Source organism: Lactobacillus sp. ESL0791 (assembly GCF_029433255.1).
Classification (GTDB): Bacteria; Bacillota; Bacilli; order Lactobacillales; family Lactobacillaceae; genus Lactobacillus.
The window spans coordinates 1,557,013-1,571,555 of sequence record NZ_JAQTHU010000001.1 but is presented as its reverse complement, the minus strand read 5'-3'; the positions used below and the strand labels follow the sequence as shown (position 1 = coordinate 1,571,555).

General features: G+C 37.1%; 15 protein-coding genes. All 15 read left to right on the top strand.

Going from position 1 to position 14,543, the window contains the following annotated elements; translation table 11 throughout:
* Positions 1–16 precede the first annotated feature (16 nt).
* Positions 17–898 (top strand): L-ribulose-5-phosphate 3-epimerase, encoded by an 882-nt coding sequence (locus tag PT285_RS07655; protein ID WP_277149317.1) that lies wholly within the window; start codon positions 17–19, stop codon positions 896–898.
* Positions 899–910: 12 nt separating this feature from the next.
* Positions 911–1,606, top strand: coding sequence for an L-ribulose-5-phosphate 4-epimerase (locus PT285_RS07650; protein ID WP_277149315.1), 696 nt, complete (start codon positions 911–913; stop codon positions 1,604–1,606).
* Positions 1,607–1,746: 140 nt separating this feature from the next.
* Entirely contained in the window at positions 1,747–3,261 is a 1,515-nt protein-coding gene (locus PT285_RS07645; protein WP_277149313.1) for a PRD domain-containing protein, read from the top strand.
* Positions 3,262–3,342: 81 nt separating this feature from the next.
* The gene (locus PT285_RS07640) at positions 3,343–3,798 is read left to right on the top strand and encodes a transposase family protein (protein ID WP_277148811.1); all 456 of its coding nucleotides are present in this window, start codon (positions 3,343–3,345) and stop codon (positions 3,796–3,798) included.
* The gene (locus PT285_RS07635; RefSeq protein WP_308203026.1) at positions 3,795–4,181 is read left to right on the top strand and encodes a transposase family protein; all 387 of its coding nucleotides are present in this window, start codon (positions 3,795–3,797) and stop codon (positions 4,179–4,181) included. The genes PT285_RS07640 and PT285_RS07635 overlap by 4 nt, the downstream gene beginning before the upstream one ends.
* Positions 4,147–4,647, top strand: coding sequence for a PTS sugar transporter subunit IIA (locus PT285_RS07630; RefSeq protein WP_277149311.1), 501 nt, complete (start codon positions 4,147–4,149; stop codon positions 4,645–4,647). The genes PT285_RS07635 and PT285_RS07630 overlap by 35 nt, the downstream gene beginning before the upstream one ends.
* A 23-nt stretch (positions 4,648–4,670) precedes the next feature.
* Positions 4,671–5,561 (top strand): phosphogluconate dehydrogenase (NAD(+)-dependent, decarboxylating), encoded by an 891-nt coding sequence (gene gnd / locus PT285_RS07625; RefSeq protein ID WP_277149309.1) that lies wholly within the window; start codon positions 4,671–4,673, stop codon positions 5,559–5,561.
* A gap of 318 nt (positions 5,562–5,879) precedes the next feature.
* Positions 5,880–6,332, top strand: a complete 453-nt coding sequence (locus PT285_RS07620) for a PTS sugar transporter subunit IIA (protein WP_277149307.1) — start codon at positions 5,880–5,882, stop codon at positions 6,330–6,332.
* Between the two features lie 2 nt (positions 6,333–6,334).
* On the top strand, positions 6,335–6,652 hold the full coding sequence (locus PT285_RS07615) for a PTS fructose transporter subunit IIB (RefSeq protein WP_277149305.1): 318 nt from the start codon (positions 6,335–6,337) through the stop codon (positions 6,650–6,652).
* Positions 6,653–6,686: 34 nt separating this feature from the next.
* Complete coding sequence (locus tag PT285_RS07610) at positions 6,687–7,760, top strand: PTS fructose transporter subunit IIC (protein ID WP_277149303.1); 1,074 nt, start codon at positions 6,687–6,689, stop codon at positions 7,758–7,760.
* A 186-nt stretch (positions 7,761–7,946) separates the two neighbouring features.
* Positions 7,947–8,864 carry a PRD domain-containing protein gene (locus tag PT285_RS07605; protein ID WP_277149302.1) on the top strand — a complete coding sequence of 306 codons (918 nt, stop codon included), beginning with the start codon at positions 7,947–7,949 and terminating at the stop codon, positions 8,862–8,864.
* 97 nt (positions 8,865–8,961) lie between these two features.
* Positions 8,962–10,848, top strand: coding sequence for a beta-glucoside-specific PTS transporter subunit IIABC (locus tag PT285_RS07600; RefSeq protein WP_277149300.1), 1,887 nt, complete (start codon positions 8,962–8,964; stop codon positions 10,846–10,848).
* 5 nt (positions 10,849–10,853) lie between these two features.
* Positions 10,854–11,903, top strand: a complete 1,050-nt coding sequence (locus tag PT285_RS07595) for an alpha/beta hydrolase fold domain-containing protein (protein WP_277149298.1) — start codon at positions 10,854–10,856, stop codon at positions 11,901–11,903.
* A gap of 368 nt (positions 11,904–12,271) precedes the next feature.
* The gene (locus PT285_RS07590; protein WP_277149295.1) at positions 12,272–13,738 is read left to right on the top strand and encodes a DASS family sodium-coupled anion symporter; all 1,467 of its coding nucleotides are present in this window, start codon (positions 12,272–12,274) and stop codon (positions 13,736–13,738) included.
* Positions 13,739–14,123: 385 nt separating this feature from the next.
* Positions 14,124–14,540 (top strand): GNAT family N-acetyltransferase, encoded by a 417-nt coding sequence (locus tag PT285_RS07585; RefSeq protein WP_277149293.1) that lies wholly within the window; start codon positions 14,124–14,126, stop codon positions 14,538–14,540.
* The last annotated feature ends 3 nt before the right edge of the window (positions 14,541–14,543 follow it).

Below are 14,543 nucleotides of genomic sequence, written 5' to 3'. Positions count from 1 at the left end.
TGATTAGGGAATAAAGATGACAATAAATTCGTTAGGTATTTATGAAAAAGCGTTACCGCAAAATTTATCATGGAAAGAAGAATTTCAATTAGTACATGACCTAGGTTTCAATTTCTTAGAATTTTCAATTGATGAAAGTGATAAACGATTAGCACGTTTAGATTGGACACGAGAACAAAGAAAAAGTTTTCGCGATTTAATGTGGGAAACTGACACACGAATAAATAATTTGATGTTATCCGGTCATCGCCGTTTTCCGTTGGGTTCAGCTGATCTGGAAATCCGAAAAAAATCATTGGAAATGATGCAAAAGGCGGTCGATCTTTGCGTTGACTTAGGCATCCATAATATTCAGATGGCAGGTTATGATGTTTATTATGAAAAGAAATCGGTTACTTCAAGAGAATATTATGTTGAGAATCTAATCAAATGTGTGCATATGGCAGCCAAGAAGAACATTATGCTTTCAATTGAAACAATGGACGATCCTTTTATTAATAATCTGTCAAAGATTAATCATTATCATAACTTGGCTAAAAGCCCCTGGCTGCAAGCTTATCCTGATTTAGGCAATTTAAGTGCTTGGCCGGAAAATGATGTGTCAGCAGAAATTGAAAATCATATTGACAAGATTTGTGCCATTCATCTGAAAGACAGCAAAAAAGTAACGCCTAATTTTAAAGGACAGTTTAAAAACGTAGAATTTGGCACAGGCTGTGTAGATTTTACAGGATTACTGCGAGAATTGGTTCGCTTAGACTATAACGGCAGCTTTACGATTGAGATGTGGTCCGGTGATAACGGTGACGTTAATGCACTTGATGAAGTTAAATCTGCGAAGGCATTTTTTGATCAAATATTTGCTCAAGTTGGTATTAGACAAGAAACGGTCAAGTAGGAGGAATAAATAATGCTAGAAAAATTAAAGGAAGAAGTTTATCAAGCCAATATGATGCTTCCTAAATTAAATTTAGTGACATTTACTTGGGGAAATGTTTCAGGAATTGATCGTGAACAAGGGCTGTATGTAATTAAACCATCAGGAGTGCCGTACGAAGAGCTGAAGCCGAAAGATATGGTTGTGGTTAATTTACAAGGAGAAATTGTGGAGGGAGATAAGAATCCGTCATCAGATACCCCCACACATACTTATTTATATAATAAGTTTCCCAAAATAGGTGGAATTGTACACACCCATTCTCCCTGGGCTGTGGCCTTTGCAGCCGCTAAAATGGATATTCCATCATTAAATACTACGCATGCAGATACCTTTTATACGGATATTCCAGCAGCAGATGCTTTAACTAAAGAAGAAATTGAGGAAGATTATGAAGGCAACACAGGAAAGACGATAGTTAGAACATTTAAAGAGCGTGGCCTTGATTATGAGGCAACACCAGCTGCTTTGGTTAGCCAACATGGTCCTTTTGCATGGGGGCCACGGCCAGAAACAGCAGTTTACAATGCAAAAGTTTTAGAAACAGTAGCAGAGGAGGATTACCATACTTTGCAATTAACGCGGCAAAACTCAGAACTGCCACAATATTTGCTTGATAAGCATTATTATCGAAAACATGGTCCTAATGCTTACTATGGTCAAAATTAAAATAAATATAATTTAATTTTGCTTACAAAGTTATAAATTAATAAATAATTTTACCTTATTTTGAACTTAATATTAGTGCCTACAATGGTGTTCTAAAACTGTGAATGTATTTTATAATAAAATTGTCAGGAGGTGAGAATATGGAGGCTGAACCAAAGGATTCGACATCAGATGTTCTTCGCTTAATTTCTTTTTTATATACGCACAATACAGTTCACTACCCTAATTTAATGTCCTTTTTAAATGTTTCTAGAAAAAAAGTCAAATTGTATTTGGATCAAGCTTCTGCCCTGCTTGCACCGCAAAACATTCAAATAGTTAGGAAACGTAATAAGGGAATTTATTTAGATGGCAACTTAGAACAAATTACTAATAGCCTAGGGAAAAAGCAAAAGTATCTTAGCTTTGATGCTAATGAAAGGCGCAATTTAATTCTTTTTTATTTTTTAATGAATGATAAGCCGATTAATCTGGAAAAAGTTTGCGAAAAATTTTTTATTAGCAAAAGTACATTAGATCGTGATATTAAAGCAATAAAAGACCTATTAAAGGGTCAAGATATTAGTTTTAAAAGCACCAAAAACGGCATCGTTTTAAATGGCAATGAGCGCAGAAAAAGGGACATTGCAAGTACAATTGTTAGTCAGTATACACAAGAATCCATTCAAAATAATAAGCGAATAATTGATATTCCTACAGAATTTACAGATTTGTTAGATAAAAATGATCTTATCAAAGTACAGTATATTCTGAATCAAGTTCAAGCAGAAACCAAGATAAGTTTTACTGAATCTCAATACCAATCATTGCTGCTGCATATTTGTATTTCGACGGTACGAATTAAGGGAAAAGAATATCTTCAGACTTCTAATGATAGTGTGACACAGATCGAGCCAGAAACAAAAAAGCTCGTTCAATTACTTGAAAAAGCTTTTGATATATTTATCCCAAAAAGTGAAGAAGATTATTTAAATATTCATATTTTAGCTGCAAAGCAAGGCTCAATTATATTTACTGATGCGCAAAAAACTCTAACCACAAATGATAATCCCCAAAGTATTGCGGATTTCTTGAAGCATAATATTTATAGCTATGATGAAAAATTGATTGAAGATCTAACGGTCCATTTGAGTTCATCTATGGGAAGGCTTAAATTGGGATTGCGAGTTAAGAATCCCTATACTAAAAAGATTATTAGGTCCTATCCACAATCTTTTGAATTAGCATATAATCTCGGTCGTAATATTGCCAGTTTTTATCTTGTGGAATTTGATAAGGATGAAATTGCTTATTTAGCTCTGCATTTTCAGGCTTATTTAGAACGAAAAAAGAAGCTGGAATATAATACAAAATTAAAAATAGTTATTGTTTACAGTACAGGAATGGGAACTGCACGGTTGTTGTCGCAGCACATTACAAACACGTTTGGTGAATTAGTAGAGATTACGAACATTCTGTCAGTTTCAGAATTATTTGAAAAAGTAAATTCACTTAATGAGGATTTAATCATAAGTACTGTGCCAATTGAGATTAAAGGTCGCCATGTGATTACAATGGAACCATTCTTTTCTGATCAAGAAAAGATTATGTTAGAACAACAAATTAAAACTCTTCTTTCAGAAAAAAGGATAGCTAATACACAGTTTATGGATTAGACTTCTTCGATAATTAGTAAATTTATCCTAGCTAATCTATCTTATTTTGCGATAAAATACTTTCATGGAGTGTGAAGCCTAATGTTATCCTATCAAGAAGACTTTAAAAATTTATCCGCTAAGGATTTTAAACAGTTAGTTGGTGTCAAACCTGCTACTTTTTCCGTTATGTGTGACCTGGTTAAAGCAGATTATGACCGCAGTCATGCGCATCATGGCCGTAAAAGCAAGGTTTCAATTGAAGATAAAGTCTTAATCATGCTTAAATACTATCGTGAATATATCACAATGAAGTCTTTAGCTGTCAACTTTCACTTAGCAGAATCAACTGTTCATGACATTATTACTCATACTGAAGAAGTTTTAATTAAAAGCGGTAAGTTCAACTTACCCGGTCGTAAACAACTGGTTGGCAGCGATATGGAGAGTGATTATCTAATCGTTGACGGGACCGACTCCCCAATTCAAAGGCCTAAAAAAAGCAAAAAGAATACTACACCGGTAAACATAAAAAGCATGCACTCAAAACGCAAATAGTAATTGCTGCCAAGACAATGCAAATTATTGCTATTGCTTTTGCCAAAGGAGCAGTTCATGATTTCAAGTTATATCAAACTTCATTAGGTAAGAGAGTAACAGGCAACCACTGTATAATTGCCGACAGTGGATATCAAGGAATTAAAAAATTACACTTTAACAGCACAACCCCGATTAAGAAATCAAAGAAACGGCCATTATCCAAGACAGATAAAGAGTTCAACCATGAATTATCAAAAGTCAGGATTAAAGTAGAACAGATTAATGCTAAGTTCAAGACATTTAAAATAATGGCAGAGAAATATCGCAATCGGCGGAGAAGGTTTAAATTAAGAGCAAGTTTAATTTGTGGGCTTTGTAATTATGAATTGCCAAAACTCTAAAACAATTTCCGAAGAAGTCTATTATATTGCTCCAGATAATATTCTATTTGAATTTAATACGATCAATCGTAACACGGCGCTAAATAAAATTGGTCATCACCTTGTTAAAAATAATATTGCCAAAAGTGGAGTGGTAGGTTCAGCTATTGAACGTGAAAAAACATCATCTACTTTATTGGAAAACAAGTGGGCAGCTATTCCACATGCAGAAACAAAATATATAGACCGTTCGCAGATATCATTATTAATTGCACCTAAAGGAATAGATTGGGGAACCGGCCTTGCGCGTTTAGTTTTTTTTATGGGTTTTACCCAACAAGAAATTCAAAATATTTCAATGAACAAAATTTATCACGAATTTAATGAGCTTTTAGAGCAAAAGTCTGTGATGGAACAGTTGGTAAATTCTAAAAGTAATATGAATGCAGAAAAAGTGCTGATGAATTTCTTTCTATGTAGAAAATAGAAAAAATATTAAGGAGGAAAACTATGAAGTTATATATGATTGGGCTAGGTAAAATGGGCTATAGTTTGGCAGAAAATGCTATAGAACATGGTCATGAAGTTGTTGGCTATGATACAAATCCAGCCACTATGAATAAGGCAGTTAAGGACGGAATTAAAACTATTGATTCAATTGATTCGTTAAAACAAGTTTCTTCTAGAAAAGCGGTTTGGGTAATGCTTCCAGCCGGTAAGATCACAGATTCTGTTTTAAAAGAATTAGAAAATGTTTTAACGCCAAACGATATTGCGATTGATGGGGGTAATTCTGAGTATACTTCTTCGGTTCAAAGAGCCAAAGAATTTAAAGAAAATGGCATTTATTTTTTGGATATAGGAACTTCAGGCGGAACATATGGTGCAAGACATGGAGCAAGTTTTATGGTTGGCGGGGAGCCAGAAGCTTATAAATTTGTTGAGCCTTTATTAAAGGATATGGCCGCAGAAAATGGACTTTTGTATACTGGCAAATCAGGCTCGGGACATTACTTGAAAGTTATTCATAATGCTATTTTACATACTGAGTTGCAAGTATTAGGAGAAGGCTTTAATTTATTGCATGCAAGCGAATTTGATTACAACTTGAAAGATGTGGCATTTAATTGGAGTAAATCTGCAGTTATTCGCGGGTGGCTAATGGACTTAATGTACGATGCATTTTCTAAAAATATTAATTTAGATGATGTTGATACGGTTATTCATTCAAGTTCAGCCGCTGCTGATGCGATTCGCGCAGGTTTACAATATAACATTCCAGTTCCAACTATTGAAATGGGGCTCTTAATGCGTCAATATACCCAAGAAAATGATACTTTTCCTGCACGTGTAATTAATTCGCTGAGAAAAGAGGTTGGAGGATATAAACCACAAGCATAGATTATGGTATTGGTATTCTGTAAAAAAAGACAAACACGATATTGTTTATGAATGGAATCCAATAATTAGTTGGATAAGGATAATATTGCTTGTTATGGGTCTTCTTTCTGCAGCTACTAATCACTGGGTTATTGCTTTAATCATAATTATTACTTATTTACTGATGTATTTTTTATATTTAAAGCAAAATGCAAAACTATTGTTAGATTTTAAAAATGATAAGAAAGTGCGATTAGTTACCGGTAATAGATATTCGTTTACTAATCCATTAAGGTATCACTTAAGGCATGGATAACTTCAATAAAGGCAGGTGATAAAATGATCGATTTAATTGGAAAGAATATCGATCTTAACTCTCAAGTTAAAACTAAAACAGAAGCGTTAAAAGCACTTTGTAAGAGTCTACAGCAAAATGGCGTTGTTAGTGATAAAGATCTATTTTTTCAAGATGTACTTAATAGGGAAGCAATCGGAGCAACCGGCATGGAAAACGGGATTGCAATTCCACATGGAGAATCTGAAGCAGCCAAAAAGGCTACAATTGCGGTTTTAAAAACTGCTAATAATCTTGAATGGGAAAGCCTTGATGGGAAACCAATACATTTAATTTTTCTTCTTGTGGTGCCAAGCAAAAATCGAAACATTAATCATTTAAAAATTTTGGCAAAGTTATCGGCTGCATTAACCCATAAAGATATACAGCAAAAATTGTTGAAAACAGATGATGTCAAAGAATTTAAATCAATTTTAGAAAAAGCAGGAGGTTTTTAATTATGAAGATTGTTGGCGTAACAGCATGTACTGTTGGAATTGCGCATACGTATATGGCGCGGGAAAAGTTAATTGAAACTGCAAAAGAATTAGGCTATGAGCCAGCTTATATTGAAACGCAAGGAACGGCGGGTGTTGAAAATAAATTAACAGACGAACAAATTAAGAATGCGGATGTAGTTATCTTGGCTGCGGATGTTGCTACAACTGGTAATGAGCGTTTTGCTGGGAAACCAGTTGTAAAAGTACCGACAAATACAGCCATTCAGACGCCTAAGAGCCTGCTAGAAACAATTGAAAAGAAGTTAAATACTAATTGAATATCGTAAATATTAATATAAAGGAGGTAAGCAAATGCTTAACGATTACAAAAAAATCTTTACGGGTCAAGCTCTGAAAAATGAATTTTTGAGCGGCTTGTCGTATATGATACCTGTAATTATTATGTCTGGGTTCTGCACGGCCATTGGGCGTATCATCGGAAAGACAGATGTAAAAGGTACCATTGGCTTTTATTTACTTAATGCAGGTAATGGCGGTTTCGCAATTATGATTGCCGTTTTAGCCGCTGGAATCGGTTATTCTATTGCTGGTAAATCAGCTATTGCACCAGGATTACTTGGCGGCTATCTTTCGACGCAAGTCAATGCAAGTTTTATTGGCGGTATTATTGCGGGAATTATTGCAGGAATGGTAGTTATATTTTTTAACAATTTAAAATTGCCTAAAAATGTAAAATCAATCGTTCCTCTTGCCGTTATTCCGCTTGTTGGTGGAATTATTGAAGTCTTAGTTATTAACTTTGTTATTGGTCCGCCTCTTGCAGCATTTACGGCCCTTGCCGTTAAATTCTTTATGAATATGAGTACGGGATCGAAGTTCTTATTAGGCTTTATTCTGGGTGGTATGACCGGTTTCGATATGGGTGGTCCAGTAAACAAAATTTCTTTTGCGATCGTAACTGCCTTTGCTGCATCAGGCACCTGGGGCCCAGCCGCTGGTAAAAATGTTGCAGCTATGGCACCGCCTTTGGGAATTGCACTCTCAGTTTTAGTTTTTTCACCAAGTAAATACTCTAAAGCAGATCGAGAAAATGCTAAGGCAGCAATTTTAATGTCATTATGTCAAGTAACTGAAGGAGCATTACCTTTCGCTTTTGAAGATCCACTTCGAGTTGTACCAGCCGTTGTTCTTGGCTCAGGAATTGCTGATGGGCTAATCTTAAGTTGGGGCGTTACTATCCCACTTTTGTCTGGCGGCATCTTTACATTCCCAGTTGCAAGTAATCCAATTTTATATATTGGTGCCTTGTTAATAGGTGCATGTATTACAGGAATTGTTTTATCGATACTGAAACCAAAAGTTAAGAAAGAAGAGAAAAAAGAAGAAAAGGTTCATGATTTAGATATTGATATTAATATTGGTTAAATAATTGATTTATTAAGCATACGCAAGGTGAAATTATCTAGTGTATGCTTTTTAAGTACATTACCTTTTATTCGGTTTAAAATTCCATCAGCCTTAATTTTCCTATTTATGTATCAAATAATATTGACAGCGTTTTCCGATTAAGCTAAGATTATCTTAGGCTGATATGCATACTAGCTGTTAGTAATGGGATTGTCATTGCGCAAGAAGCGTGAGCATTACCCTGTAGTAATGGTTAAGCAGACTGTAGGTGGATTTCATTTGAAAGTTGTTAAGAAACTAAATAATAATGTAATCATCGCCTTCAAAGATGGAAATCAGGTTGTTGCTTTCGGTAAGGGAATTGGTTTTAACTTAAAAGGCGGAGAAACGATTCCTGATGATAAAGTTGACCAAATTTTTTGGAGTAAGCAGCCAGTTCACTCCGATGAATTTGATGCTTTGTTGAAAAATACCCGGGCTGAGTATTTTGAAATTTGCAATGAAATTGTTAAAGAAGCTCAAAAGGAATTAAAGCAAACCTTTGACGGCAATTTTTATTTTGCTCTCTTGGATCATATCAAGATGGCGGTCAAACGGTTTCTTGATGGAGTTGAACTTCCTAACCTAATGTTAGGTGATATTCGTCGCTTTTATCCGCAAGAATACCAAGTGGGACTCAAGTCGCTGGCAATTATTGCTAAATATTTAAAGATTGAATTGCCCGAAGATGAGGCTGGTTTTATTACCTTTCACATTGTGAACTATGAAGACGGCAGCAAACAGGTTGGCGCGCAAAAGGCGGTTACCTTAATTCGGGAAGTTTCCAATATTGTTAAATATGAATTGTTGTTAGATATTGACGAAAACAGCTTTGAATACCAACGGTTTTTGACGCATTTGAAATTCTTTTCGCAGCGCCTGTTAAGCTCTGCTGAAGTTACGGACGAGCAGGTGGACCCGAAGATTTATGAATATGTTAAAACTGCTTATTCCGAAAGTTTTGCGTGTGCGAAAAAGATTGAAGAATTTATTAGCAAGAAGTATCATAAGAAAATTTCCAAGTCCGAGTTAGTTTATTTAACAGTTCATATTCATAAGATTTATACAAGCGCAAAAAAGTAAATTTGGATTGTAACAACACATTGATGTTGGCATGACCAAACGATTATTTTAGTATTTCTAAAATAGTTGTTTGGTCTTTTTTTGAAAGGAAAAGGTTATGGCAAAAAGAGATATTCCCAAGATCGCCCAAGAAGTGATTGCGGGTGTTGGCGGAGCAAAGAACATTGATTCAATCGATCATTGCTCCACAAGGTTAAGAATCTATTTGAATGATAAAAGTAAAGCTGATTCTTCTAAGTTAAACGATATTGACGAGGTGGTCGGCATTGATGACAGCACCAACCAATACCAAGTGGTTATTGGAACTTACGTTGAAGAGGTGTGTGACGAGATTAAAAATGAAATTGGGGCTGGCTCCGGGAAAGCACCCGCTAAGGAAAAGGTGAGCCTGAACCCGCTTAAATTGATTGGCAAGTTTATGGAGCTGCTGGCCAGAATTTTTGCTCCAATTGTTCCTGCACTTTCCGTTGCCGGTTTCGTGAAGGTTATTCAAATCTTGCTGCAGTTAACGGGCGTGATTACGGCCCAAAGTTCAACGTATTTAATTTTGAATACGTTGACGGATGCGGTCTTTTACTTCCTGCCGGTTTACCTGGCCATTACGTCGGCCAAGCTGTTTGGCACCAATGAAATTTTGGCGGTAGTTTTGGCCTGCCTGATTCTGCATCCGGAAATGACGACCTTGATGGCGTCACACAAGGCACTGACACTGTTCGCAATTCCGGTTATTAAAACGACTTACAGCAGTTCGGTTGTGCCGATTATTTTATCGGTCTGGATCATGAGCAAGCTGGATAAGTGGCTGAATAAGATTATTCCGGAATTTTTGAAGAACTTTTTGAAGCCGCTGAGTTTGGTTTTGATTATGGCAGTTATTCTGTTGACGGTAACTGGACCTCTAGGACAAGTTCTGAGTAACTGGATTTCTGTCGGCGTTCAATGGCTGTCCAACAACGCCGGTGCGATTGCGGTACCGATTATCACGGCCGTTGGTCCGTTAATTTCCATGGGCGGGATGCACCTTGCCCTGGTGCCATTGGCAGTACAGTCAATTGCCCAGGTTGGTTACGATAAAATCATCAATGTTTGGTTCCTGTGCAATACTGTTGCTTCTGGTGGTGTTGCCCTAGCTGTCTTTTTGAAGACGAAGAAAAATAAATTAAAGAATGTTGCCGGTCCGGCAGCCTTGGCTGGCTTGTTTGGCGGCATCAGTGAGCCTTCGCTTTACGGAATTGAGTATAAAATGAAAAAGCCGTTTGTTGCCAAGATTATCGGGGCAACGGTGGCAGCTGTTTATGCCGGCTTCACAGGATTGAAGGCTTATGCTTTCGGCGGTTATTCGCTGACAGCCTTAGCAGTTTACTATGGCAATGCTCATAATGTTACCAACTTTACTAATGCCTGTATTACCGCGGGAATTTCCATTGCTGTTTCCTTTATCATGACCTGGATTTTGGGTTTTGATGATTCAAGTTTTGCTGAAAAGGAAAATAATGAGCAAACGGAAAACGAAACTACAGAAATTAAAAGTGAGGAACTAGGCGCTGTTGCTCAAGGTACTTATGTGCCAATGAAAGACATTGCCGACAAGGTGTTTTCAGAGGGCACATTAGGTCAGGCATATGGCGTCATTTCTGATGATGGGAAAATTTATTCACCTTGCGACGGTAAGGTAACAATGGTCTTCAAGACCAAGCACGCAATTGGCATTACTAGCTTTGACGGTGCCGAAATTTTAATTCATGTTGGGATTGATTCGGTTAACTTGAATGGCAAAGGTATTACCAATTTTGTCAAGGAAGGCCAAGAAGTTAAAAAGGGCGACCTGGTTGCAGAATATGACAAGCAGGTATTTGCAGAAAATCACATCGATGATACAACAATTGTTGCCATTACCAATACCGATAAATATCAATCAATTAATTTTATGCCGCAGGCAGATAAACTATCTGTTGGTCAAGACGTGATAGCAATGAAAGGGTGATAATTGTGAAAAAATATGCTGCTTCATTGGTGTCTAAGCTGCACGAACAAACAGAAGTTGTTGAGCAAGATGGTGTTCAGTTACTCTGCAAACCCGTTCCAGACACGGATGAACGGGATGTGCTGGATTCACGCGTACGAGAAGTGATTGTTAAGAAAAGAGCAGTTAAAAACCCTTCTTCCGATTTTTCGCTGTTCCATACCAGAAATAGGCCGGATAAGGTAAACTATGATATTTCTCATGAAGAAATTGATGAACAGGAAACCCTAGTTGAAATTACTGATGACCATTACATCGATGTCTTTATCTTTAAGGCAGAAGATTATATACCGGATAAACCATTAATAATTTATGTTCATGGCGGCGGTTTTACCGCGGGCAACATTTCTCTCTATCGAAATGAAATGCGTTATCTTGCCGAGGTAACAAAAGGCATTATCGTTTTTCCTGAATACCGCCTGGCACCGGAGAATCCTTATCCGGCTCCGGTTGATGATTGTCTTGATGTACTTAAGTGGACTAAAAACAATTGTCGGAAGCTGGGTGCGGCAAATGACCGAATTGTGATGATTGGTGATAGTGCTGGCGGCAATCTGATTAATTCCTGTTTGGTGAAAAACGATTACCGCGATATTGATTTGATAATTGAGCTGTATCCGGTGATTGACAATCAAATCAGCAAGCTGGAGATAGCGGATAATTTTAAGATAGCTGCGGTCGATCGGGATGCGGTGCTGGCACGGTTAAATAAGATGAAGCATTCGCAGGATATCAATTATTATTTGTTGGATAAAATTTCTGCAGCTGATCCGTTGGTTAATTTAGATCAGATTGCAGATTTTACCCGAATTCCGCAAATGACAATTATTTCCAGTCAGTTTGATCTGCTGAAGATCGGCAGTGATAAGTTTATTAGAGATGCCAAGAAAAATGGCAAAGAGATAAAATCAATCCGATACCTAGGCTGTGATCACGGCTTCTTTGACTTAATCGGCATTGCCCCACAGGCAGAAGAGGTTTGCCTGGAAATTGCTGATGAAATTAATCAATTATAGGCGCAAAGTTTTTATTTAAATTATTTGCAATTTTGCTATGTCCACGGGCTTCTTGCCATCCTGGTTTGCAAGCTGTTTGAGTACAAAAAGAAGATTCCTTTCTGTTGTGATTTTTCTGACACAATCAGATAGAACTGGAATCTTCTTTTTTATGGTGTCCTTTTTTTGACTTCGTATATATTAAATCTTAATTGTATGCAGGATCGCGATACACAAAAAATAATTTTTTAATAAATTGTTGTAAATAGCAGTAAGCTATTTTATAATATCCGATATATTTTATTATAAAATACTGAAAACAATTATAAACTATCCTAAAAATAAAATTTAATTATTTTGCGGTATTGTTTTGTAAAAAAGGGAAATTTATGAAGACTTTAGAAAAATTAAACTACAAGGGTTTTGTTTGGCCCTTGATTATTGGAATTGGGTTGTACTGTTTAACCCCTTGGCGGCCAGCGGGGCTTACACCGCAGGCGTGGGAAATGTTTGCCGTTTTTGTTGCAACTATTGTTGGCTGTATTACTAAACCGCTGCCGATCGGCGGTACGACATTGTTGGGTTTGGTTGCCATGGTTCTGCTGGGGTTGTCACCAATAGATGATGTTGTTAATCTTAAGACAGGAGTAATTACTAAGGGAATTCTGAGTGCTTTTAGTAATTCTGCTGCTTGGTTGATTGCGATGGCTTTTATTATGGCTTACGGAATTACCAAAACCGGTTTAGGAAACCGGATTGCGTATTGGATGATTGAACGTTTCGGGAAAAAATCTTTAGGGATTGGTTATGCACTTACGGGCCTAGAATTAATTTTGGGTGCTTTGATTCCTTCAAATAGTGCGCGTACGGGCGGCGTGGTTTGGCCTTTAACCGAATCAATTTCAGAAAGTTATGATTCCAAACCTAATACACCTTCGCGGAAAAAGATCGGTTCTTACCTTGATATAGTGGCCTTTCACGCTAATATTTTATCAACGGCCCTATTTCTGACGGGTGCAGCAGCAAATGTGGTTGCACAGCAAATGGCTGCACAAAAGGGTTATCAAATAACTTGGGTTAGCTGGTTTGTCGCCGCCGTAGTGCCGGTATTTCTTGCAGCCGTTATCGTACCGTGGGTTTTGTACAAGATTTATCCACCAGAAATTAAAGAAACACCAAATGCAAAACAGTGGGCCAAGGACAATTTGAGTAAAATGGGTGCAATTAGTGTTCCAGAGAAGATCATGGCTACAGTGTTTACACTCGCAATTGTGTTATGGGTTCTGTCTGGTATTTTTAAGGTAGCGCAATTAGATGCAACATTCGTAGCGTTTTTAGCTGTTGCATTGTTACTCTTGACTGGAGTTTTAACGGTTCAGGATGTCTTTAGCCAGAGTGGGGCCTGGAACATTTTGGTTTGGCTCTCCATTCTAGTGTTTATGGCCGGTAAGTTAATTTCTTTCGGTTTTATTAGCTGGTTTTCAAAAACAATTCAGGCAGGCTTACACGGCATCAGCTGGGGTATTGTTTTAACAATTCTTGTCCTGGTAATGTTTTATACTCATTACTTCTTTGCCAGCGGGACAGCCCATGTTACCGCGCTGTATCTGCCATTTTTATCTGTTGCGGTTGCAACTGGGGCACCACTTGGCTTAGCGGCAATGCTGCTTGCATTTACAACGGTAATTAATAATTCTTCAACTCATTATGCTAATCCTTCGGCATCAATTTTAGCGACGACAGGATATGTAACACAGGGCGAATGGTGGAAGAATAACTTTATTTTGGGTCTGATTTACCTGTTTATTTTCGGGGTAATCGGGACTCTCTGGATGAAAGTTATTGGTGTATGGTAAAATTCAGAAGAAAATTTGAATGCAGAAACTAAAAAATAAATTATCCGTGTATTGGCAATTGAAGAGGGACTCTTGCCAGATGAAGGCACGGTAATTAGTAATCCGTAGCAATATTTTGCTAATTAAGAATAATGATAAGGCTTACATGAATTACTTTTTATTGAATAAGCTAAAAACGACTGCATGTTTATGTTAAAGTGGAGGTTAAACATGTAATTCGTCTTACTAAAATATGTGGATGATTAATTATTAATAGAAAGCTAGGATATTTATTTTACAGTTTAAAAATGTTAAATGGGAGTCACATGATTATCGTCAAGTGAAAAGTCTGTATTTTTCGGCTTTTCCCAAGACAGAGCGCTTTTCGCTGCTGCAGCTGGTCCTAATGACTTTGCATAGAAACATCCATCTTCAGGCAATTTACGATAAAACGGAGTTTGTCGGGTTAGATTTTTTAGTGGAAGGCAAAACCGAAGTTTATCTAGGTTATCTGGCAATTGTGCCGGATAAACGCGGTCAAGGCTACGGCAGTCGGGTATTAAAAGTGCTTGAGCAAAATTATTCTGCTAAACAGCTTGTGTTGGATATTGAGCCGGTGACGCGCAAAGCCGAGAATTACAAGCAGCGCAGCAGCCGCCTGCACTTTTACCAGCATAATGGCTTTCACCGAACTAAGAAAGATCTTGTTGATGACGGTGGTGAGTATGCGATTTTAACAACAGCCAATAAGTTCAATCCTGCGGTCTTTAAGCATCTGCTAAAATGGATGAGTTTTGGCTTGTATCGCTTCAAGATTGAATAAGAA